The following is a 21,356-nucleotide window of genomic DNA, read 5'->3' as shown; positions in this document are numbered from 1 at the left end:
GCGACCGACCCGCTTTCTTCTCCAGTCGAGCAAAGGGAACAAGTATGTCTGATCAGGACGTCATCACCGTACTCCCGCAGCTTTACGGCGGTGTTCCGGGAGAGAACTTCGGCCCGGTGGACTACAGGTTCGAGCCGCTGATGCGCGACGGCCGGGTCGGTGTGGAGATGCATTCGCTGTACTCCACCGAGGAGACCGGCGAGAACGGACCGGCCGCGGCGATCGTCCGCTATCTGCCGAACGGAACGGCCCGGCCGCACCGGCATCCCGGGTACGAGATCATCCTCATTCTCGAAGGTGAGATCGAGACCGACGACGGTGTGTATCCGGCCGGCAGCATGCTGGTGATGCCGCCCGGGAGTGTGCACGCCCCGCGCAGCCCGAAGGGTGCCGTCGGATTCGTGGTGTGGGAACAGCCGGTACAGCCGACTCAGTAAAGCGCTCCCGCATCCCGCACGCTTCTCCTCACCCAAGGATTCTGATGACCGACAAGAAAGTCCCACGACGTATCGGAATATTCGACACGACGCTGCGCGACGGAGAACAGGCTCCCGGCAACGCCATGTCCTCCCAGGACAAGCTCGATCTGGCGCTTCGGCTCGAAGCGCTGGACGTGGACGTCATCGAAGCCGGGTTCCCCGCGTCCTCGCCCCAGGACTTCGACGCCACGCAGGCGATCTCCGCGGCGCTCAGCCGGGCCCAGGTGGCCACCCTGTCCCGGGCCCGCAGGGACGACATCGACACGGCGGTCCGGGCCGCGGGTGGCCGCAATCACGTCCTGCAGATCATGGGGACCGGCAGCGACATCCACCTGGAGCACAAGCTCGGCATCACCAGGCAGCAGGCGATCGACGACGCGGTCGACGCCGCGCGGTTCGCCGCCTCCCTCGGGGTGGAGACGGTGGCGGTGGGCATCGAGGACGCCACCCGTGGCGACTTCGGCTATCTGCAGCAGCTCACCGAGCGGGCCGTGGAGGCCGGGGCGCGCTACGTGCCGGTCGCCGACACGTCCGGCTACGCGACCCCGGAGGAGTTCGGCGACCTGATCGCCAGGATCCGCGTGTGGGCGCCGGCTCCGGTCCGTATCGGTGTGCACTGCCACAACGACTTCGGTCTGGCGACCGCCAACGCGATCGCCGGGCTGCAGGCCGGGGCGGACGACGTCCAGGTGACGGTGGGCGGCATCGGCGAGCGCGCCGGCAACACCGCCATGGAGGAGGTCTGCGCGCTTCTCGCCTACAAGAGCGAGCAGTTGGGCCTGTACTCCGACGTCGATCTGACGAGCATCTACGCCGTCTACAACCGCCTGCGCGAAGTCATCCGCCTTGAGGAGCCGCGCAACAAGGCGATCTTCGGCAAGTACGCCTTCGGTACGGCGGCCGGAATCCACCAGGCGGGCATGCTCCGCAATCCGGCGACCTACGAGTACGTCGAGCCGGCCCGGTTCGGCAGGGAGCGTTCACTGCTGCTGAGCAGGCACTCCGGCCGGGCGGTACTGCGCCACGTGCTCACCGAACTCGGCCTGGAGATGGACGAGTTCAGGCTGAACGAGATCTACCGCGAGTTCATCGCCGAGCGCGTCGACGGCGACTGCGAGGACATCTCCGTGGTCCGCGCCCGGCTGGCGGCCGACCTCGCTCCCGCGCTGGGCTGAGCGGGCAGGAGCACGCAGTGATCAGACACATCGTCTGCTTCCGGTTCCGTCCGGGCGTCACCTGGGCGGACCCGCGGGCCGAGGCGGCCGAACGCATCTCCCGCGACCATCCCCGGCACATCCCCGAGATCCTGTCCTGGACGGTTGGGCGCAACGCCACGCCCCGCGAGGCGGCCCATGACTTCGCCGTGGTCGGCCAGTTCGCGGACCGGGCCGCGCTCCAGCGGTACCAGACCCACCCCGACCATCAGCGTGGCGTGCGGGCCTGGTCCGAGCTGAGCACCTGGGTGGTGGTCGATCTCGACGACACCGAGGGCGCGCTCCTCGCCGGGGAGGCCCGATGAGCACGCCACTCCCGGACACCGGTGTCGGCGACGGCAAGTGCGCGGTGGTGGTGAGCGACCTGCTTCCCGTGGGTCTGCAGGCCAACGCGGCCTCCGTCCTCGCGATGACGCTGGGCCATCAGGTCCCCGGACTGCTCGGGCCGGACGTGAAGGACGCCGACGGCGTCACGCACCCCGGGATCGTGCTGATCCCGGTGCCCGTGCTGACCGTGTCGCCGGACCGGCTCCGTGAGATCTGGGAGCTGGCGGGAGAGCGCGAGCTCGTGCGCGTCGGTTTCAGCTCGCTGGCGCAGTCCTGCCGTACGTACGACGAGTACCTCGACCGGATGGCCGGTACCGCGACAGCGGATCTCCACTTCGCGGGGGTGGGCCTGTTCGGCCCCAGGAAGCCGGTCGGCAGGATCGTCGGCAGCCTTCCGCTGCTGCGCTGACCTCCGGGCCCCGGCCACGACAGACCGAAAGGACACCGGTGTTCACCCTCTTCAGGCCGGAACTAGAGGCCTACGCCCGCGCCGCCCTCGCGGAACAGCGCCAACTCCACGACGGTGGCTGGCAGGCAGCGGACCTGCGCGCCGCGCAGTGGGAGCGGGCCGCGCGGACCATCCGCTACGTCCAGGCCAACTCCCCCTTCTACGGCCGCCGTCTGAGCGGTGTCCGGCTCGCCCCGACCGGGCCGGTCGGCCCGGAGGAGTTCGCCGCGGTGCCGTTCACCACCAAGCACGACCTGCGCGCGGAACTGTTCGACGTCATGGCGCAACCGCTCGACAGGGCATGGGTGTTCTACGAGACGACCGGCACGACCGGCCGCGCCACCCCCTGCCCCCGGGACGAACGCGACTCCATCGTCAACAACACCGCGCTGACGCTCGCCTACGAGGGGATCTTCGCCCAGCACGGCGAGCGCCATGTGGTCGCGGTGCTGGGGCCGACCGAACTCCACTCGACCGGCGACACCTTCGGCGACGTGCTGCGCAATCTCGGCCACACCGTGGTCAAGATGTGGCCGCACTCGCCGGTCGTCGGGTTCCCCCGCGCGCTGGCCCTGCTCGAACAGCTCGGCGTCACCGCGCTCGTCTGCACACCCGGCATGGCCATCTCACTGGCCAAGGCGGCACGCGCCGCCGGGGTCGAGCTGGATTCCCTGGGTGTCCGGCTGATCCTCACCCTCGGTGAACTGACCTCGCCGGCCATGCTGGAGAACCTGGGCGACCTGTGGTCGGCCTCCGTCTACAACTGCATGTACGCCTCGCAGGAGGCGTCGATCATGGCCGCCTGCCACGCCGACGGCCGGCTGCGCACGGTCCCGCTGAACAACCTCGTCGAGGTGATCGACCCCCACACCGGCCGGGCGGTCGCCGCGGTGGACGGGGTGCGGGAGGGCGAGCTCGTCGTCACGCATCTGTACCAGGGTGCCAAGCCGCTGGTGCGATATCGCACGGGCGACATGGTCCGGCTCTTCACGGAGCCCGGTTCGCCCGTCGAGGTGCTGCAGCCGATCGGCCGGGTCAGGGACGCCCTGACTCTCGCCGGACGGCGGGTGACCGCCTTCGACCTGGAGCAGGCCCTGTTCACGCACATCCGCGGGGTCATCGACTACTTCCTGTTCATCGACGAGGTCGACGGCCAGGACATCGTCACCGTCAATCTGGAGCCGAAGGACGAGGAGGCGGGCCTGAAGCTGGACCGCGAGGCCGTCCGGCGGGCCGTCACCGACGCCTTCGGGGTCGGCTGCGAGATAGTGCTCGGCTCCATGGACGCCATCACGAGCACCGGCGCCATGGTCAGCTGGAAGGCCGCGCGGATCCACGACAGGCGGGCCGACGAGCCCGAGCCGGAGCGGGTCGCCGCCCTGGCGATCGCGGCCGGACGTGACGCCCGATGACCACGACCGCGGTGGCCGCACCCCAATTCGCGTTCCACAACGGCGAGTTCGTCGAGGCCGGCACGGTCCGGCTGCCGCCGAGCACCCAGGCCCTGCACTACGGCACCGGTGTCTTCGAGGGCATCCGCGCATACGCCCGGTCGGACGGACGGGGACTCGCGGTCTTCCGCCTCCGGGAACACCTGGAGCGCCTGGAGCGCTCGGCCGGCACCCTGCGCATCCAACTGCCCTTCACTCCGGACGAGTTGATCGGCATCGTCGTGGACCTGCTGCGCCGCAACGGCAGTGACGGCGACACCTACATCCGCCCGCTCGCCTACAAGTTCGCGCTCGAACCCGGCACCCCCTTCGGTGTCCGACTGAGCGGGGTCTCGGGGCAGTTCACGATCAACACGGTGCGGATGGGGTCCTACGTCCCGCGCGAAGGCCTGCGCTGCAAGGTGAGTTCCGTCCGGCGGGTGCCGTCGGCGAGTGTGCCGTCGACGGCGAAGATCACGGGCATCTACGCCAACAACGCCCTGGCCGTGGAGGACGCCCGGGCCGACGGGTGCGACGACGCGCTGATGCTGGGCATCGACGGCAACCTCACCGAGGCCAGCACCTCCAACGTCTTCGTCGTGGGCCGGGACGGAAGCGTGGCGACACCTCCGGTCACCGCCGACATCCTGCCCGGCATCACCCGGGCGACCGTCATCGAACTGCTGGCCCGCGAGTTCGGCACAGCGGTCGAGGAGCGGCCGGTGACACCGGCCGAACTGGCGGACGCCCAGGAGGTGTTCACGACCGGCACCGGTGTCGAGATCTCTCCGGTGACGTCGATCGACCACCGCGACGTCGGCACCGGCCGGGCGGGCGCCGTGACCGCCCGGCTCCGGGACACCTACGACGAGGTGGTGCACGGCCGGCGTGCCGCCTACGCCTCCTGGCTCACGCCCGTTCCTCCGCTGTGACTCCGTACGTCCTGTTCCCCTAGGTGAAGTGGGGTAGAAAGACAGTGCAGCTCTCCATCGACCACCAGTTCCTGGACATCGCTCTGCCGACCACGGCAAAGACCTGGAAGGTGGCCACACTCGGACCGGCCGGCACCAGCAGTGAGCTGGCCGCCAAGCACCTCATCGCACGGCTTCCCGGCGGCACCGCCGAGCAGCCCCCCGTGCTGTTCCACAGCTACGAGATGGCGTCGCGGGCGGTGCTCCAGGGCACGGCGGACCTGCTGGTGGTCGCCAACGCCTACGCCAACATCTCCGCGTTCTACATGGACACGGAGTTCGACCTGGCCGGGGCGTACCACCACCGCACTCCTCAGTACGGCATCGTGGCGCCGTTCGGCACCACACCGACCGGCGCGGTCCGCATCGCCAGTCATCCGGCACCCGTACCGCTGATCGCGCAGCTGCTGCCGCAGGGCCTGAGTGTCGAGGAGATCGTGCTCGTGGACTCCACCAGCGCGGCGGCGCTCGCCGCCCGGGCGGGCCGGGTCGACGTGGCCCTCACCACCCAGCCCTCGGCCGAGCGGTACGGGCTGTCGTTCATCTCGGCCACCCGGCCCATCGAGATGCTCTGGTCCGTGTTCCGGCTCGCGGGCGCCACCGATCCCGTGGCGGTCTGACGTGGGAAGGACTCTCGCCGAGAAGATCTGGGCGGACCATGTCGTACGGCCGCTCGACGACGGCGCCGATCTGCTCTACGTCGACCTGCACGTCCTGCACGAGGTCAACACGCCCCGGGCCTTCGACGATCTGCGGGCATCGGGCCGTACCGTCCGCCGCCCGGACCGCACCCTCGCGGTCGAGGACCACAACACGCCGACCAGGGACGGCGCGACCGAGGACCTGGCCGGACGGCGACAGCGTGACCTGATCAGGGCCAACTGCGCCGAGTTCGGTATCCGGCTGCACCGGCTGGGCGACGCCGACCAGGGCATCGTGCACGTCATCGTGCCCGAACTCGGCCTCGCCCGGCCCGGCATGACGATCGTCTGCTGCGATTCGCACACGTCGACGCTCGGTGCCCTGGGGGCGCTCGCGTTCGGTATCGGGACCGCGCAGGTCGAGCATGTGCTCGCCACCCAGACGCATCCCGTGCACCGGCCGAAGGACCTCGCCGTCGAGGTGTCCGGCACGCTGCCGGACGGGGCCACCGCGAAGGACCTCGCACTGACGCTGATCGGCCGGATCGGTACGGGCGGCGGGCAGGGCAGCATCATCGAGTACCGGGGCGAGGCTGTCCGCGCCCTGTCCGTGGAAGGCCGGATGACGCTCTGCAACATGAGCATCGAGGCCGGCTCGCGGGCGGGTCTGGTGGCGGCCGACGACGTGACCGTCGACTATCTGCGCGCCCGGATGACGGCGCTGGGCAGGGACGAGGAGTTCGCCGCCGCCGTACCGCGGTGGCGGGGGATGCGCAGCGACGACGACGCCACGTTCGACGACGTCGTGCACATCGACGCCACCCGCGTCGGGCCCAGGGTGTCCTGGGGGACCAATCCCGCGCAGAACCTCCTCATCGACGGACGGATCCCGGCCCGGGCCGACTTCGCCACCGAAGAGGAGTGGACGTCGGCCCAGCGGTCCCTGGACTACATGGGTCTGCGCCCGGGCCAGGCGATCCGCGACCTCCGGGTGAGCACGGTCTTCCTCGGCTCGTGCACCAACGGGCGGATCGAGGATCTCCGGGAGGCCGCGGCCGTCCTCGACGGGCGTCGCGTCGCCGACGGTGTCCACCTGCTGATCGTCCCGGGGTCGGCCGCCGTCCGGCGCCAGGCCGAGGCCGAGGGTCTCGACAAGGTGTTCGACGCGGCCGGGGCGGACTTCCGCGCCGGCGCCGGCTGCTCGATGTGCTGCGCGCTGAACGAGGACCGGCTCGCACCGGGCGAGCGGGCGGCCTCCACCAGCAACCGGAACTTCGAGGGGCGCCAGGGCAGACAGTCCCGGACCCATCTCGTCTCGCCCCGGGTCGCGGCGGCCACCGCGGTGTCCGGCGGCTTCACGACACCGGAGGACCTGTGAGCGAGTCTCCGCTGCGCACCGGGACCGCGGTTCCGCTGCGGCGTGACGACGTCGACACCGACCAGCTCGCGCCGGCCAGGTTCGTGCCGTACTTCCGGCCGGACGGATTCACCAACATCCTGCTCGCCGACTGGCGGAGCGATCCCGACTTCGTCCTCAACCAGCCCCAGTACCAAGGGGCTTCGGTGCTCGTCGCGGGCCGTGACTTCGGGACCGGTTCGTCCCGCGAGTCGGCCGTGTGGGCACTGCAGAGCGCCGGTTTCCGGGTGGTGGTCGCCAGCCGGTTCGGCGACATCTTCCGGGGCAACGCCACGACCCGGGGCCTGTGGACGGTCGAGGTCGGCCACGACGTCGTGGAGCGGCTGTGGGCCGAGGTCGAGGCGGACCCCTGGGTGCCCGTCACGGTCGACCTGTCGGCGCTGCGGCTCACCTGCGGCGCGGTGGAGAGCCCGGTCCGGATCGACGCACCGCTGCTGCGCCGGCTGCTGGAGCCGGGCGACCGGATCGCCGAGACGCTCACCCACCTCGCCGAGATCGAAGCGTACGAGGCGGCGGAAGCGGTGCGGTGACGATCCCGTCGGACCGCGACCGCCCTGAAGTCCCCGCCGGCACGTCCAACCCCCCTTCCGGAAAAGGTCATTGATGCTCAGCCAAACGTTCTCCGTGCCCGGAGCCCCGGCGCCGGCCGCACGGTACTCACCGGTGGTGCGCCGAGGTCCGCTGGTCGCGGTCTCGGGACAGGTTCCGTTCCTGCCCGGCCGGCTCGACGGGCCCGCGCCCGGCATCCGTGAGCAGACCCGGACCGTCTTCGGGTGTCTCCTGGAGTTGCTCGGGGCCGCCGGTGCGAGTGTCTCCGACGTCCTGACGGTCAGGCTCTATCTGGCCCGCGAGGAGGACTTCGCGGCCGTGAACGAGATCTTCGACGAGGTGTTCGGCGAGGTCCGGCCGACCCGCACCACGGTGTGGGTGCAGCTGCCGGGGGAACTGCTCGTCGAGGCCGATGTCCTGGCGGTGGTCGGCGAATGAGCACGACCGCGAAGACCGGCGGGCAGGAGCTGAGCACCGTCGGTGCCAACCACCGCTGGGTGGTCCTCGGCATCGGCGTCGCGGCACAGGCCAGCTTCTCCGCCGCGATCTCGGGGTTGCCGGCCGCCGGTCCCCAACTGCGCTCCCAGTACGGTCTGAGCAACTTCCAGCTCGGTCTCCTGATCGGCATGATCTATCTCGGCATCGCCGCGTCCGAGATCCTCTGGGGAGTGTGGACGGACCGCTTCGGCGAACGCCGTATCCTCCTGCTCGGCCTGATCGCCACCGGCGCCGTCCTCGCGCTCATGGGGATCACCCTCGTCCCCGCCGGCGATTCCGTGCCGTCGGTCGGGCTGCTCGCTCCGGCGATGCTGCTCGTGGGCGCCTTCGGCGGCAGCATCAACGGGTCGTCCGGCCGGGCCGTGATGGTCTGGTTCCAGGACGGCCAGCGCGGCCTGGCCATGAGCATCCGTCAGACGGCGATGCCGGCGGGCGGCGCGATCGGCATCGCGATCCTCCCGGGGCTGGCCGGCGCGCACGGCTTCCGCCCGGTCTATCTGCTGCTCGCCGCCCTGTGTCTCCTCGCCGCCGCGGCCACCGCACGGTGGCTGCGCGAACCGCCCCCGTCCACGGCGCCCGCCGCCGGCACGGTACCGGCCGACGGCAGGTCGCCGCTGCGGCGCCTGGACATCTGGCGGCTGGCCCTGGCCAGTTCCCTGCTGACCGTGCCGCAGTTCGGCGTGCTGTCCTTCCTCGCGATCTATCTGCACGACGTCGAGCACGCCGGTGTGCTCGTCACCGTGATCGCGATGTGCACCGTCCAGTTCGGCGGCGGGGCGGCTCGTATCTGGAGCGGCAGGTTCACCGACAAGCGGGGCAACCGGCGTCCGATGATCAGGATTCTCGGCACCCTGGCCGCGGTGGCCCTCGTGGTCTCCGCGCTGCTCGTCCAGGCCTCGTCGCCGATCGCCGTCGGCACGCTGGTGCTCGGCGGAATCCTCGCCAACGCCTGGCACGGCGTGGCCTACACCGAGATCGCGTCGATGGCCGGAGCCGCCCGCGCGGGCACCGCGCTCGGCCTGGAGAACACCACGGTGTTCGCGATGGGCTTCCTGATCCCGCTGTTCGTCCCGCTGCTGCTCGACTGGACGTCCTGGACCGTCGTGTGGCTGTTCACGGGCGTCGCCTCGGCGCTCGCCGTGCCGATCGTCCCCCGGAAGAAGGCGGCCGCATGAGCGTGGAGTCCACACCGTCCATCGTGGCCCGTCGGGCCGAGATAGACGCCCTCGACGAGGAGATCATCTCCCTCCTGGAGCAGCGCGTGACGCTGTCGCGGCAGATTCAGCAGCTCCGGATGAGTGTCGGCGGAAGCCGTCTGGCCGCCGCCCGCGAACAGCGGATCGTCCAGCGGTACGCGGACCGTCTCGGCGAGCGGGGCACTCAACTGGCCGGTTTCGTCCTGGAGTTGTCGCGCGGAAGCATGGGGAGCGGACGATGACGACGATCGCCGTCGTCGGCGGCGGCCCGCGCGCCATGAGCGTCCTGGAACGGCTCGCCGCCCGCGCGTCGGAGTCCGGGTCCGTGGAACCGGTGGAGATCCATCTCATCGACTCCGTGCAGGTCGGCTGCGGCCAGGTCTGGCGCACGGACCAGCCGGACTGGTTCCTGATGAACACGGTGGCCGGCGAGATCACCGCGTTCTCGGGCCCCCCGGACGCGGGCCCCGCCCGTCCCGGCGCCGGTCCCTCGTTCGCCCAGTGGTGGAACCTGACCGAACCGGGTCACGACCACGTCAACGACTACGCGCCGCGCGCCCTCTACGGCCGGTATCTGCTCTTCCTCCTCGACCGGATCGAACGGTCGCTGCCGTCCTCCGTGACCCTGCACCGGGTCGTCGCCACGGTGACCGACCTGCGCAAGGAGGAGGGCGGCTACCGCCTCACGCTCGACGGCGGCGGGGAACTCCACGTCGACCGGGCGGTCCTCGTGACGGGCCACGCCCGGCCACGCCTGTCGGGGCAGCTGCGCGAACTCCAGGGGTTCGCCAGGACCGGGCCCAACCTGCGTTTCATACCCGGCGGTTCGGCCGCGGACATGCCGCTGTCCGACATCCCGGCGCGCGGCGGCGTGGGGCTGATCGGCATGGGGCTCACCTTCTACGACGTGGTGGCGGCACTCACGGTCGGCCGCGGCGGACGGTTCACCGAGTCGCCGGACGGCCTGGTCTACACGGCGAGCGGCCATGAGCCGTTCCTCGTCGCCGGTTCCCGCAGCGGCTTTCCGCAACCGGGGCGCGGCCGGAACCAGAAGCCGTCCGGTTTCGCCTACCGGCCCGTCTTCTTCACCGAGGAACTCGTCCGTGCGTCGGCGGGTGCCGAACGCCTCGATTTCCACCGGCACCTGCTGCCCCGCGTGATGGCGGAGGTCGACTTCACCTACTTCACCGCGGTGCTGCGCGAGCGCTCCGGAACCACGGTGGCCGAGGAGTTCGCCGCGCGGGTGCGGGCCGGCGGCGGAGCGTCCGTCTCCGGCCTGGCGCGGTGCGCGGCGGCCTTCGGGCTCGGTGATCTGCCCAGTCTCGACTTCGACGCCCTGGCGCTGCCGTTCGGCGGGCGGACGTTCGCCGACCGGGCCGCCTTCGAGAAGGAACTGCTCGCCGCGCTCGACGCCGATGTGCGGGAGGCGGAGCGGGGCAACGTCGACTCGCCGGTCAAGGCGGGCCTCGACATCCTGCGCAGTCTGCGCTGGATCATCCGGGAACTCACCGACTTCGGTGGTCTGTCGCCGGCGTCGCACCGGGACGGGCTCGTCGAGTGGTACTCACCGCGCAGCGCGTTCCTCGCCGCCGGGCCGCCCCTGGTGCGGCTGCGGGAGACCCGGGCCCTGATCGACGCGGGTGTCCTCCGGGTCGTAGGGCCGCGGGCCCAGTACGTCGCCGATGCCGCCGCGGGTGCCTACAAGGTCGTGTCGCCGCAGGTGCACGGGTCCTCCGAGGCGGTCGACACCATCGTGGACGCCCGGGTCTCGGCACCCGATGTCGGGGCGGACACCTCGCCGCTGTCCCGCGCGCTGCTGCGCCGCGGGCTGTGGCGCGAGTTCGTCCGTGACGGGGAGTTCCGCACCGGAGGGGTCGAGGTGACCCGGTCGCCGTTCCATCCGCTGCGGTCGGACGGACAGCCGGAACGCGGCCTGTACGTGCTCGGCATCCCCACCGAGTTCTCCCGTTTCTTCACCCAGGTCGTCGCGACCGGACCCACGGCGTGGAGCGAGTTCATGCGTGACGCCGACGACGTCGCGTCGCACATGCTGCGGCCGGCCGAACTGAACGTCCCCCAAGGTACGGCGATCGGAGTCTGAAGATGTCCCGGCCGGCACTGCTCGTGCTCGACATGGTCAACGAACTGGTCCACCCCGAAGGGCACTACGCGCATGTGTGCCGCAAGCAGGTGGAGGCCCGCGGGGTGATCGACCGCACCGCGGTCGCCATCGAGCGCGCCCGCGCCGCGAACACGCCGGTGATCTTTGTGGTACTCGGCTACGGCCACCACTACGAGGACTGGGCCGGCGACTCGCCCCTCTTCGGTCCGCCCGACCCGGAGCACCGCTTCGTCCTCGGCCGCTGGGGCACCCACGTCCACGAGCGGCTGGCGCCCGAGTCCGGCGAGGACGTCGTGGTCAAGCAGCGGGTCAGTCCCTTCTACGGCACGAACCTCGAACTGCTGCTCAGGTCCCGGAAGATCGACTCGCTGCTGCTCACGGGGGTCGCCACCGATCTGGTGGTGCTCATGACCGCCCGGGAGGCGCACGACCGCGACTTCGCGGTGACGGTGCTGGAGGACGCCACGGCCACCGGCGACGAGGCGCTGCAGGACGCGGCGGTGCTGATGCTGGCCCGTACCGCAGTGGTCAGCAGTGTCGACCAGGCGCTGCCGAGGGCGAGGTGAGCCGCCGTATGGGTACCCGGTCCGCTCCGGTCGCGGCGTCCATCGGGCGCTCTCCCACGGTCGCCCTCCTCGACGAGGTGCAGCGACAGCGGGCGCGCGGCGTCGACGTGCTCAACCTCAGCGGCGGCGAGCCCGACTTCACCACTCCGGAGCATGTGATCCGGGCGGCGGGCGCGGCGCTGGAGGCGGGTTTCACGCACTACACACCGAGCCGGGGCATCCCGGAGCTGTGCGAGGCCATCGCGGCCAAGCTGCACGCCGACAACGGGATCGTCGCGCATCCGGGGACCGACATCGTCGTCACCCCGTCGGCCAAGCACGGCATGTACATCGCGCTCGCCGGCGTCATCGGTCCCGGGGACGAGGTCCTGCTCCCCTCGCCCGCCTGGGTCAGCTACGCCCCGATGATCACGCTCCTGGGCGGGCGCGCGGTCGATGTGCCGCTCGATCCGCACGACGGCTTCGCGCTCACCGCCGAGAGGCTGTCGGCGGCGGTCACCCCGCGCACCCGGGCGATCCTGGTGAACTCGCCGAACAACCCCACGGGCCGCATGCTCACCGCCGCCGAGGCGGATGCCGTGGCAGGGGTCGCCGACCAGCACGACCTGATGATCCTCGCGGACGAGATCTACGAGCACATCAGGTACGACGGCAGGACGCACCGCAGTCTCGCCGCCCACCCGGGCTGCGACGGGCGGACGCTCACCGTCAACGGGTTCTCCAAGAGCTACGCGATGACGGGCTGGCGGCTCGGCTATGTGGCGGGCCCGGCTGCGGTGATGCGGGAAGTCGTCAAGGTGCAGGAGCACACGGTCGGTTGTGCCGCCTCCTTCGTCCAGCGCGGGGCGCTCGCCGCGCTCTCCGAGGAGTCCCGTGGCTGTGTCCGCGAGATGGTGGCGAGCTACGACGCCCGGCGTCGGCTCCTGGTCGGCGCGCTCGGCAAGATCCCCGGAGTCTCCTGCGCCGACCCCGAAGGAGCCTTCTACGTCCTGCCGGACATCTCCCGGCTGGGATTCGGCTCCTCGCAGGAGTTCTCCGCCTGGCTGATCGAGCGTGCCGGAGTCGTCGTCACGCCCGGCAGCGTCTTCGGGCCCACCGCCGAGCACCATGTCCGGCTGTCCTTCGCGGCGTCGCCCGACATCCTGACGGCCGCGGTCGAACGCCTCGCGACGGCCCTCGCGACCAGGGAGAACCCGTAGTGAAGACCGACCCGACCTCAGGAACCCACGTGGACCCGACACAGCACCCCCTCGCTCCGCCTCCGGCCGAGCCCGAGGCCGACCCGGTCCAGCTCCTCACCCCCGAGGGCGAGCGCGTCCACCACCCCGCGTACCCGCTCGACATCACCCCCGGCGAACTGCGCGACCTGTACCGCGACATGGTGGTCGCCCGACGGTTCGACGCCGAGGCGGTGGCCCTGCAGCGCCAGGGCGAGCTGGCCCTGTGGACGTCGCTGCGAGGTCAGGAGGCCGCGCAGGTCGGCTCCGCGCACGCCGCCCGGGCGGACGACTTCATCTTCCCGACCTACCGGGAGCATGCCGTCGCGCTGCACCGAGGGGTGGACCCGATGGACCTGCTGCGCCTGTACCGGGGCGTGAACAACGGGAGTTGGTCCCCCACCGCCCACGGCCTGCACATCTACACCCTCGTCATCGGCGCGCCCACCCTGCACGCGACCGGCTACGCGATGGGTGTGGCGCGGGACGGCGCGGGGACGGCGGTCCTCTCCTATTTCGGGGACGGCGCATCGAGCCAGGGCGATGTCGCCGAGGCCTTCAACTTCGCCGCGGTCCATCAGGCGCCCGTGGTGTTCTTCTGCCAGAACAACCAGTGGGCCATCTCCACCCCGGTGGCGCTGCAGACCCGGGTGCCCATCCACCGCAGGGCCGCCGGATTCGGTTTCCCCGGCATCCATGTGGACGGCAACGACGTCCTGGCGGTGCTCGCCGTCACCCAGGCGGCGCTGGCCCACGCCCGGGCCGGCGCCGGCCCGGTCCTGATCGAGGCGCTCACCTACCGGATGGACGGCCACGCCACCTCGGACGACCCCACCCGTTACCGCGCAGACGAGGAGACGGCCGCGTGGGCACGCAAGGACCCCATCGACCGGCTGGCCACCCACCTCACCCGGGAGGGTCTGGCCGACGCCCCCTACTTCGCGGCGGTCGACAAGGAGGCCGAGGAACTGGCGCTCGACGTGCGTGAACAGGCGCGGTCGATGCCCGATCCGTCCATGGAAGCGGTCTTCGACCATGCCTACGCCGAGCCCCACGCGTTGGTGGACGAGGAACGCGCGGACCACCTCCGTGTCCAGCGGACGCTTGAGGACCCGTCGTCCTGAGAACGCCCTCCCGGCGCATCCGCCGCGAGTCCGAATTCCCGTTCCGGGAAGCCCCGTTGCGACGAAAGGGAGTGCGGCAGCCGACTGCCGCGCGTTCGGAACATGACCAATGACGAGCTCGATCCCCATTCATGGCGTACGTCGCCCGCGGCACAGCAGCCCGTCTGGCCGGACCCCGAGGCCCTGCGTTCCGTTCTCGGGGACCTGTCGGTCGCCGCCCCGCTCGTCTTCGCGGGCGAGTGCGACCAACTGCGCGACCGGCTGGCCGCCGTGGCCAGCGGCGAGGCGTTCCTGCTCCAGGGTGGCGACTGCGCGGAGACCTTCGACGCCCTCTGCGCCGACCGGATCCACAGCACCCTCAGGACGCTGCTGCAGATGGCCGTCGTGCTGACGTACGCGGCCTCGGTACCGGTGGTCAAGGTGGGCCGGATCGCCGGGCAGTACGCCAAGCCCCGCTCCCGTGACACCGAGACCCGCGACGGTGTGACGCTCCCGGTCTACCGGGGCGACGCGGTCAACGGCCAGGAGTTCACCGCCGCCGCCCGCACCCCCGACCCCGAACGGCTGCGCCGCGTCTACCACGCGTCCGCGGCCACACTCAATCTGGTGCGCTCCTTCACCACCGGCGGATACGCGGCACTGGAACAGGTGCACGCCTGGAACCAGGACTTCGTGGCCCTGTCGGCCGGCCGTCGGCGCTACGAGAGTCTGGCCGGGGAGATCGACCGCGCGCTGGCCTTCCTGAAGGCGTGCGGGGTGCGTCCCAAGGACTTCAGCACCGTCGAGTTCTACGCCAGCCACGAGGCCCTCGTGCTGGACTACGAAACCGCTCTGACCCGGGTGGACTCACGCGGCGGTGGGCTCTACGACGTGTCCGGCCACATGATCTGGATCGGTGAGCGGACCCGCCAACTCGACGGCGCCCACGTCGAGTTCGCGTCCAAGGTGCGCAATCCGATCGGGGTGAAACTCGGCCCTGGCACCTCTGCCGACGAGGCGCTGGCCCTGATCGACAGACTGGACCCGCGGCGCGAGCCGGGACGGCTCAGCTTCATCACCCGGATGGGCGCCGGGAAGGTCCGCGACCTGCTGCCCGATCTGGTGGAGAAGGTCGCCGCGAGCGGGGCCAGGGTCGCCTGGATCTGCGATCCGATGCACGGCAACACCTTCGAGGCACCGAGCGGTCACAAGACACGTGCGCTCGACGCCGTACTGGACGAGGTCAGAGGCTTCTTCGAGGTGCACCGCGGGCTGGGCACCCACCCGGGCGGCATCCATGTGGAGCTGACCGGCAGTGATGTGACCGAGTGCGTGGGCGGTGGCGACGAGGTCCGCGTCGATCACCTTCACCGGCGCTACGAGACCGCCTGCGACCCGAGGCTGAACCGCGGCCAGTCGCTCGACCTGGCGTTCCTCGTCGCGGAGCTGTACCGGGGAGGGTGAACGTCCCAAGTCGGCGCCCGGCGCGGCGCGTTACCGGCGGCCTCAGCCGGCCATGCTCGACGTGCGGCCGAGCGACGTCGTCTCCGCGTCGGGTTCGGACCGTCGCTGGAACAGCAGGACGGCTTCCAGCCGGTTGCGGGCGCCGAGCTTGGTCAGCGAATGGGACACATGGCTCTTGACCGTGGCCGGGGAGACCCGGAGCCTGGCCGCGGTCTCGGCCGTCGACATCCCTTCGGCCAGGCACCTCAGCACCTCCTGCTCACGGGAGGTCAGGGTGTGCGGTAATCGCATGTCCGCGGACATGTCCCGGCCCGGTGTGCTGGGTCTCCACTCCGCGTAGTGGCTCCGGAGCTCCGTCGAGATCACCGTGTGTCCGGAGCCGACCGCGAAGATGGCCGCGGAGAGCCCCGCGACGTCGATGTTCTTCTCCAGGCAGCCCGCCGCGCCGGCCGCGAACGCTTCGTCGATGCGCTGCTTGCTCCACGCGGTCGCGATGAGCAGCGTGGGCACCTTGCGCGAGTCCAGATGCCGTACCAGGCCCGTGACGTCGTCCCGTTGTGTGCTCGCGAGGACCACCACGTCGACCCGGTCCAACGGCCAGTCGTGCAGCTCCTGATGGTCGTTCACACTGCCGACCACGTCGAACCGGGTCGACCTGTGCAGGACGCGCGTGAGGACATGCCGCGAGATCGGGTCGTGGTCCGCCACCAGCACTCGCATCGTTCCCTCGGCGGCCTGGCCGACGCCGAAGAAGTCATCCTCTAGAGACATGGCGTACGCCCTTCACAAGGATGCTTGAAGTGGACTCGACGCAGAGCCTAGTTCTCGAAACGGTCTTCAGCAATGCTGAATGTCGTTCCGTAGGGGCACTGCGGCGGCACTTCACCGTCCGACCCGCCCGGATCCAACAACTCGGCCCGGACAAAGGCCAGTTCAGCGCGCTCGTCAAGAACGCGTGCCGACACGCCCGACTGGATCGGCTTATCCGGAGGAAACATCTCCGGGTAAGCTGACGCCCGTTGCGCGGCGCCATGACCCCACCCGGAACAGCGCCGCCCCTTGTGGATCAGACCCCAGAGAGGGAAACCCCCGATGACACGCCGGAGCAGCCGGAACAGCCGCAGTCACTTACCGCAGGGTGACATCGAGCCACGGTTCGAGCAGACCGAACAGATCACGAACGGCGCGGCCGGGCGTTGTCTCCCGAAACGATGTTCCAGGTGACCGGGCTGGTCATCGACGACGGTGGCTCAGATGCGGGAAGGACACGAGTTCCTGTGACGATTTTCACCAACGGGGATCCGTCAACCCACAGACCGGCGACGGACATCGGATCGACTGCCGAACTCGCCACCGAACTACGCCGACTACTGCGCGAGGCCGAGGCCCGGACGGGCAAGGTCATCGCGCGGGCAGGCCTCGCCAAACGCATCGGGGTCTCACAGAGCAGCATGTACGCCTACCTCAACGGCACCACCTTCATACCCGAGGACACCTTCGCCAGGTTGCTGCGCGAACTCGACACCGACGAACAGCATGCCCAGCGTCTGCGCCGGGCCCGGGACACCCTGACCAACCCCACGGCTCCCCCGCCGAGGGTGCTGCCCCTGGACGTGGCGACCTTCACCGCCCGCGCCGAGCAACTGGCCGAACTGGACCGGCTGCGCGGCCAGGGCCGCAAGAACGCCACGGTGGTCATCGCCGCGATCACCGGTGGCGCCGGGGTCGGCAAGACCGCGCTCGCGGTGCGCTGGGCAAATCAGCGGCTGTCCCGTTTCCCCGACGGCTGCCTGTACGTGGATCTGCGCGGCTTCCACTGCGACCGGCCCCTGGACCCGAACGAGGCGCTCGGCGCGCTGCTCCGCCGCCTGGGCACTCCCGGTGCGGGACTTCCGGCCATGTTCGACGAACGCTGGGAGCGATACCAGGAGATGCTGTCCGGCAAGCGGATGCTGATCCTGCTCGACAACGCGCTCTCCCCGGAACAGGTCAGACCGTTGCTGCCGCCGGGAACCTCCTCCTGTTTCGTCCTCGTCACCAGCCGGGACCAGCTCTCCGGGCTCGCCATAGGGCAGGGCGCACACCGGCTGCCGGTGGACGCGCTGACGGAGGCGGAGGCGCGGGCGCTGCTCTGCGCCAGGCTGGGCCCCGAGCGGGTGGGCGCCGAACCCGAGGCCGTCGCCCGGCTGCTGGCCGTCTGCGCCGGACTGCCGCTGGCCCTGAACATCGTGGCGAGCCGGGTCCAGGCCAGACCGGGTGTCCTCCTGGCGGAGGTGGCCGACGAACTGGGCAACACCGCCAGCCGGTTGACGGTTCTCAACAGCGCCGATCCCGCGACCAGTGTCGGCACCGCGCTGCTGCGGTCACTGGCCCTGCTCACCGCACAGCAGACGGAGATCTTCAAACTGCTCGGCATCGCCCCGGGCCAGGACATCAGCCTGCAGACCGCGGCCAGCCTCATCGGCCGCCCTCCCGCGGAGGCCAAGGCCGCGCTGGAGGAACTGGAACGGGTGTCGCTGGTGCGCCAGGACATCTCCGGCCAGTACCGGATGCACAACGTCGTCCGCGACTACGCCGCCCACTTCGCACACCGCGATCTGCCCCGCAGCGTGCGGGAGACGGCACTACGGCGCGTGGCCGAGTTCTAGGACTCGACCGCACCGCCGCCGCATCGCCGGGCCGTGAGGTCGCCGAATGTCATCCTTCGCGCGACCCCGGCCGGCCACCGGCGGACTACGAAGTCTTTGCGAACTCGCGGGGACTACATGAACCGGCCCCCACCTGCACGAAGTCCCCTTTGTCCGCTCCTGCTCGGCGCCGGTAATCCCGAGTTCACCGGGGTTCTCTTCCTCAGCGTTCTACGCGCGTGGTGTCATGCCCACGCTCACCACCCCCCACGTGGGCATCAACTCGACTAGGAGTCACGCATGTTGAGGACGTTCCTCAGCCGTGCCGGCGTCACCCTGGTGGCCGGCGCCGCCGTCTTCGTCACCGCCGTCCCCGCCGACGCGGCGACCTACACCGCGTTCGCCTTCTCGCAGACCACCAGCGAGCCGACGATCTACGACTTCATCAACTCGGCCACCTCCTCGCTCGACATGACCATGTACGAGCTGGAGGACACCACCGCCGTCAACGACCTGATAGCGCTGGAGAACAAGGGCGTCACCGTGCGGGTGGTCCTCGACCGCGCGCACCAGTCCGCCAACAGCTCGGCGTACACGGCGCTGACGAACGCGGGCGTCGGCGTGGTGTGGTCACCGTCCAGCTTCGTCTACACCCACCAGAAGACGATCACTGTGGACGCCACCAAGTCCCTTGTCCTGACCGGCAATCTGACCTCGCAGTACTACACGACCGGCCGCGACTACGGCGTCTTCACCGACGACACCCGTGACGTCGCCGCGATCGAGAAGGTGTTCAACGCCGACTACGCCGGCACCTCGATCACCCCGACCGACGGCGACCACCTGCTCTGGTCCCCCACCGACTCCCGCAGCCGGCTGCTCACCGTGATCAACGCCGCCACCACGACGCTCGACGTCGAGGAACTGGAGTTCAGCGACAGCACGGTGGTCAACGCGATCGTGGCCAGGGCGAAGGCGGGCGTGACCGTGCGGGTGGTGCTGGAGACCCCGTCGAGCTACGCCAGCGAGGTGTCCGCGATCAAGGCGGCCGGCGGCACGGTCGTCGGGTACTCCGACCCGAACGGCTTCTACATCCACGCCAAGGCGATGGTCGCCGACTACGGTCTGTCCACCCAGGAGGTGGAGGCGGGTTCGATGAACATCAGCAGCAACTCCCTCTCCAACAACCGGGAGTTGGGCATCATCCTCACCGGCACGGGAGTGGCCCAGTCCGTCGCCACCACCATCGAGACCACCTTCAAGAGCGACTACGCGGGCGGTACGGTCGCCTAGTCCGCATCGGTCGACCCCGAGGTCGGGGGCCTCGGGGTCTGCCGGACGGCGCGCAGCGCGAGGGAGAGTTCGGTGATGCCGCGGGGGTCGGTCAGTGAGCGGCCGGTGCGTTCGGCGATCCGGCGCAGGCGGGTGCGCACGGTGTTGGGGTGGACGTACAGCACCTTGGCGGCCTCCTCGGCCGAGCCGCCGGACTCGAACCAGGCCTCCAACGTGTCCAGCAGCAGGGCGCGTTCGTCGGCGGGCAGCTCCTCCACGGGGCCGAGGACCTTGGCGGCGACCCGGGCCATGACATCGGGTGCGCCCGCGGTCGCGACCGCGACCGGGGAGTCGCCGAAGACGGTCACGGCGGCGCTGCCCGCGTCGCCGCCGCGCATCGCGACCTTGGCGAAGCGCAGGGCGTCTCCGGTGCGGCTCAGATCGTCGTAGGAGGGGCTCACCCCGACACGCCGCTCCGCTTGTTCCCGCAGCACCTCGACGACGGCGTCCAGGTCGCGCGGGGTGCGCAAGTGCACGATGCCCAGCTGGAGTTCGGGCCGCAGTCGCCAGGCGGACCGGATGCCCCGCCGGGCCAGGACGGCCGCGATGTCCGGCAACGCCCGGCGGCCGATCCGAGGTACCTCAGCAGCGACCACCGTGAAGGGACCGTTGTGCGGCACTTCCAGGACCTCGGCGGCGGACCATACGGCGTCGGCGTCCATGCTCCTGCCCTCCAGGAGCGCTTCCACCAGCGCCGAACGCTCCTGGTCGCCCGCGAGGAGCCGCTGGGCCACCGCCTCGTGGTATCCGGAGACCATGGCCTCGGTGATGCCGTCCTGGATCTCCCACATCGCGGAGGCCGCCGCGACCAGAACGTCGTTGCCCACCAAGGACGTCGTGGTGGCCTCGGCGACCACCGCCTCCCAGAAGTACCGCACGCCGACGCGATAGGCCGTCATCACGCTGGGCAGCGGCACGTTCTGCGCGGCCCGCCTGCGGCCGATGTCGGCGGCGGCCCCGGTGTCCAGGGGCATCTGTCCGGTCAGCGCCTGGAGCGCGTTGCCGACATGGGTCCGGCAGGCGTCCTCCAGATCCTCCTCGGGCACCACGTCGTAGTGGTACGCCCGCGAGCCGGCGCGGATCCGCGCCGCCATCTCCTTCGCCAGCTCCCCGACGCGCTCCAGCAACGCGGTGGCCAGGGCTCTGATCTCCTTGTCGACCATGGTCCTCTCCGGCTCACCGTTCAAGGGGTCCCGGATCCCACCGTACGCCGGACCGTTTCGGGGGCTCCCCGGTTCCCGCCGGCTCCTACATCGTCTCCAGGGCGGCGCGCAGCGCGGCGCGTGAGGTGATGCCGAGCTTGGGATACAGCCGGTGCAGATGGGAGCCGACCGTGCGGTGGGACAGGAACAGCCGCTCGCCGATCTGCCGGTTGGTCAGGCCCACGGCCGCCAGCTCGGCGATCTGCCGTTCCTGCACGGTCAGTGCGGCGGTCTGCGCGACGGGCCCGCTGGTGGTGGCGACCCCGGTGGCGCGCAGTTCGTTGCGGGCCCGCTGCGCCATGGCGCGGGCGCCGATCCGGTCGAAGGTTTCGAGGGCGGCGCTCAGATACCGGCGGGCGCGGTGGTCGCGGGTGCGGCGCAGCCACTGCCCGTAAGCGAGCTGGACGCGTGCGTGTTCCCACGGCCACCGTGCCGCGTGGGGCAGGGACAGGGCCGCCTCGAACAGGGGCCCGGCCTCGGTCTCGTCGGCTGCCACGGCCTCGGCCCCGGCGGAGATCAGCGCGGTCCGGGGCGAGATCCGGTGGACGGACGC

22 protein-coding genes are annotated in these 21,356 nt (G+C 70.6%); 19 read left to right on the top strand and 3 right to left on the bottom strand.

Features of this window, described 5'->3' with window-relative positions; translation table 11 throughout:
• Positions 1-44 precede the first annotated feature (44 nt).
• The 17 genes from R6V09_RS12145 to R6V09_RS12065 all read left to right on the top strand — a co-directional run bounded on the left by R6V09_RS12145 (position 45) and on the right by R6V09_RS12065 (position 15,642).
• Positions 45-437, top strand: a complete 393-nt coding sequence (locus tag R6V09_RS12145) for a cupin domain-containing protein (protein ID WP_317881402.1) — start codon at positions 45-47, stop codon at positions 435-437.
• A 44-nt stretch (positions 438-481) separates the two neighbouring features.
• Positions 482-1,654 (top strand): LeuA family protein, encoded by a 1,173-nt coding sequence (locus tag R6V09_RS12140; RefSeq protein ID WP_317881401.1) that lies wholly within the window; start codon positions 482-484, stop codon positions 1,652-1,654.
• 17 nt (positions 1,655-1,671) lie between these two features.
• A complete protein-coding gene (locus tag R6V09_RS12135) occupies positions 1,672-1,998 on the top strand; it encodes a Dabb family protein (RefSeq protein ID WP_317881400.1) in 327 nt (108 codons plus the stop codon).
• Positions 1,995-2,429, top strand: a complete 435-nt coding sequence (locus R6V09_RS12130) for a DUF2000 domain-containing protein (protein ID WP_317881399.1) — start codon at positions 1,995-1,997, stop codon at positions 2,427-2,429. The genes R6V09_RS12135 and R6V09_RS12130 overlap by 4 nt, the downstream gene beginning before the upstream one ends.
• Positions 2,430-2,467: 38 nt before the next feature.
• On the top strand, positions 2,468-3,880 hold the full coding sequence (locus R6V09_RS12125; protein WP_317881398.1) for a phenylacetate--CoA ligase family protein: 1,413 nt from the start codon (positions 2,468-2,470) through the stop codon (positions 3,878-3,880).
• A complete protein-coding gene (locus R6V09_RS12120; protein ID WP_317881397.1) occupies positions 3,877-4,830 on the top strand; it encodes a branched-chain amino acid transaminase in 954 nt (317 codons plus the stop codon). Before R6V09_RS12125 ends, R6V09_RS12120 begins: the two co-directional genes overlap by 4 nt.
• Positions 4,831-4,853: 23 nt before the next feature.
• Complete coding sequence (locus R6V09_RS12115; RefSeq protein WP_317881396.1) at positions 4,854-5,489, top strand: hypothetical protein; 636 nt, start codon at positions 4,854-4,856, stop codon at positions 5,487-5,489.
• A 1-nt stretch (position 5,490) separates the two neighbouring features.
• Positions 5,491-6,888 carry a 3-isopropylmalate dehydratase large subunit gene (gene leuC, locus R6V09_RS12110; RefSeq protein WP_317881395.1) on the top strand — a complete coding sequence of 466 codons (1,398 nt, stop codon included), beginning with the start codon at positions 5,491-5,493 and terminating at the stop codon, positions 6,886-6,888.
• Positions 6,885-7,457, top strand: coding sequence for a 3-isopropylmalate dehydratase small subunit (locus tag R6V09_RS12105; protein ID WP_317881394.1), 573 nt, complete (start codon positions 6,885-6,887; stop codon positions 7,455-7,457). The genes leuC and R6V09_RS12105 overlap by 4 nt, the downstream gene beginning before the upstream one ends.
• 73 nt (positions 7,458-7,530) lie before the next feature.
• Positions 7,531-7,914: a RidA family protein gene (locus R6V09_RS12100; protein WP_317881393.1), complete on the top strand. Its 384-nt coding sequence runs from the start codon at positions 7,531-7,533 to the stop codon at positions 7,912-7,914.
• Positions 7,911-9,149 (top strand): MFS transporter, encoded by a 1,239-nt coding sequence (locus R6V09_RS12095; protein WP_317881392.1) that lies wholly within the window; start codon positions 7,911-7,913, stop codon positions 9,147-9,149. Before R6V09_RS12100 ends, R6V09_RS12095 begins: the two co-directional genes overlap by 4 nt.
• Positions 9,146-9,412 (top strand): chorismate mutase, encoded by a 267-nt coding sequence (locus tag R6V09_RS12090; RefSeq protein ID WP_317881391.1) that lies wholly within the window; start codon positions 9,146-9,148, stop codon positions 9,410-9,412. The genes R6V09_RS12095 and R6V09_RS12090 overlap by 4 nt, the downstream gene beginning before the upstream one ends.
• Entirely contained in the window at positions 9,409-11,271 is a 1,863-nt protein-coding gene (locus tag R6V09_RS12085; RefSeq protein WP_317881390.1) for an FAD/NAD(P)-binding protein, read from the top strand. Before R6V09_RS12090 ends, R6V09_RS12085 begins: the two co-directional genes overlap by 4 nt.
• A gap of 2 nt (positions 11,272-11,273) precedes the next feature.
• Positions 11,274-11,858 (top strand): cysteine hydrolase family protein, encoded by a 585-nt coding sequence (locus tag R6V09_RS12080; protein ID WP_317881389.1) that lies wholly within the window; start codon positions 11,274-11,276, stop codon positions 11,856-11,858.
• Between the two features lie 8 nt (positions 11,859-11,866).
• The gene (locus tag R6V09_RS12075) at positions 11,867-13,057 is read left to right on the top strand and encodes a pyridoxal phosphate-dependent aminotransferase (RefSeq protein WP_317881388.1); all 1,191 of its coding nucleotides are present in this window, start codon (positions 11,867-11,869) and stop codon (positions 13,055-13,057) included.
• Between the two features lie 29 nt (positions 13,058-13,086).
• Positions 13,087-14,199: a pyruvate dehydrogenase (acetyl-transferring) E1 component subunit alpha gene (gene pdhA / locus R6V09_RS12070; RefSeq protein WP_317881387.1), complete on the top strand. Its 1,113-nt coding sequence runs from the start codon at positions 13,087-13,089 to the stop codon at positions 14,197-14,199.
• 102 nt (positions 14,200-14,301) lie between these two features.
• Positions 14,302-15,642, top strand: a complete 1,341-nt coding sequence (locus tag R6V09_RS12065; protein WP_317881386.1) for a class II 3-deoxy-7-phosphoheptulonate synthase — start codon at positions 14,302-14,304, stop codon at positions 15,640-15,642.
• A gap of 42 nt (positions 15,643-15,684) precedes the next feature.
• On the opposite strand, the gene R6V09_RS12060 is transcribed toward R6V09_RS12065, so the two are convergent.
• The gene (locus R6V09_RS12060) at positions 15,685-16,413 is read right to left on the bottom strand and encodes a response regulator transcription factor (protein WP_317881385.1); all 729 of its coding nucleotides are present in this window, start codon (positions 16,411-16,413) and stop codon (positions 15,685-15,687) included.
• Between the two features lie 506 nt (positions 16,414-16,919).
• Between R6V09_RS12060 and R6V09_RS12055 the strand changes: the two genes are divergently transcribed.
• Together R6V09_RS12055 and R6V09_RS12050 are read left to right on the top strand one after the other, a co-directional pair.
• Positions 16,920-18,290 (top strand): NB-ARC domain-containing protein, encoded by a 1,371-nt coding sequence (locus R6V09_RS12055; RefSeq protein WP_317881384.1) that lies wholly within the window; start codon positions 16,920-16,922, stop codon positions 18,288-18,290.
• Between the two features lie 279 nt (positions 18,291-18,569).
• Positions 18,570-19,562, top strand: coding sequence for a phospholipase D-like domain-containing protein (locus R6V09_RS12050; RefSeq protein WP_317881383.1), 993 nt, complete (start codon positions 18,570-18,572; stop codon positions 19,560-19,562).
• On the opposite strand, the gene R6V09_RS12045 is transcribed toward R6V09_RS12050, so the two are convergent.
• Both R6V09_RS12045 and R6V09_RS12040 read right to left on the bottom strand, forming a co-directional pair.
• Positions 19,559-20,764, bottom strand: a complete 1,206-nt coding sequence (locus tag R6V09_RS12045) for a PucR family transcriptional regulator (RefSeq protein WP_317881382.1) — start codon at positions 20,762-20,764, stop codon at positions 19,559-19,561. The two genes, R6V09_RS12050 and R6V09_RS12045, sit on opposite strands and share 4 nt — an antisense overlap.
• A gap of 85 nt (positions 20,765-20,849) precedes the next feature.
• Positions 20,850-21,356 (bottom strand): helix-turn-helix transcriptional regulator (locus R6V09_RS12040; protein WP_317881381.1); only part of this gene is annotated, 507 nt, incomplete at its 5' end.

This window comes from Streptomyces sp. W16 (assembly GCF_033194735.1).
Taxonomy (GTDB): Bacteria; Actinomycetota; Actinomycetes; order Streptomycetales; family Streptomycetaceae; genus Streptomyces.
Note: the sequence above shows the minus strand (reverse complement) of the source record. Positions and strands in the feature narration are given on the sequence as shown.

Excerpts from the sequence above, each read along its gene's own strand:
- R6V09_RS12100 (WP_317881393.1), top strand. The coding sequence starts at position 7,531 with ATGCTCAGCCAAACGTTCTCCGTGCCCGGAGCCCCGGCGCCGGCCGCA.
- R6V09_RS12090 (WP_317881391.1), top strand. The coding sequence starts at position 9,146 with ATGAGCGTGGAGTCCACACCGTCCATCGTGGCCCGTCGGGCCGAGATA.
- R6V09_RS12130 (WP_317881399.1), top strand. The coding sequence starts at position 1,995 with ATGAGCACGCCACTCCCGGACACCGGTGTCGGCGACGGCAAGTGCGCG.
- R6V09_RS12060 (WP_317881385.1), bottom strand. The coding sequence starts at position 16,413 with ATGTCTCTAGAGGATGACTTCTTCGGCGTCGGCCAGGCCGCCGAGGGA.
- R6V09_RS12095 (WP_317881392.1), top strand. The coding sequence starts at position 7,911 with ATGAGCACGACCGCGAAGACCGGCGGGCAGGAGCTGAGCACCGTCGGT.
- R6V09_RS12080 (WP_317881389.1), top strand. The coding sequence starts at position 11,274 with ATGTCCCGGCCGGCACTGCTCGTGCTCGACATGGTCAACGAACTGGTC.
- R6V09_RS12085 (WP_317881390.1), top strand. The coding sequence starts at position 9,409 with ATGACGACGATCGCCGTCGTCGGCGGCGGCCCGCGCGCCATGAGCGTC.
- R6V09_RS12045 (WP_317881382.1), bottom strand. The coding sequence starts at position 20,764 with ATGGTCGACAAGGAGATCAGAGCCCTGGCCACCGCGTTGCTGGAGCGC.
- R6V09_RS12065 (WP_317881386.1), top strand. The coding sequence starts at position 14,302 with ATGACCAATGACGAGCTCGATCCCCATTCATGGCGTACGTCGCCCGCG.
- R6V09_RS12140 (WP_317881401.1), top strand. The coding sequence starts at position 482 with ATGACCGACAAGAAAGTCCCACGACGTATCGGAATATTCGACACGACG.
- R6V09_RS12075 (WP_317881388.1), top strand. The coding sequence starts at position 11,867 with ATGGGTACCCGGTCCGCTCCGGTCGCGGCGTCCATCGGGCGCTCTCCC.
- R6V09_RS12050 (WP_317881383.1), top strand. The coding sequence starts at position 18,570 with ATGTTGAGGACGTTCCTCAGCCGTGCCGGCGTCACCCTGGTGGCCGGC.
- R6V09_RS12145 (WP_317881402.1), top strand. The coding sequence starts at position 45 with ATGTCTGATCAGGACGTCATCACCGTACTCCCGCAGCTTTACGGCGGT.
- R6V09_RS12120 (WP_317881397.1), top strand. The coding sequence starts at position 3,877 with ATGACCACGACCGCGGTGGCCGCACCCCAATTCGCGTTCCACAACGGC.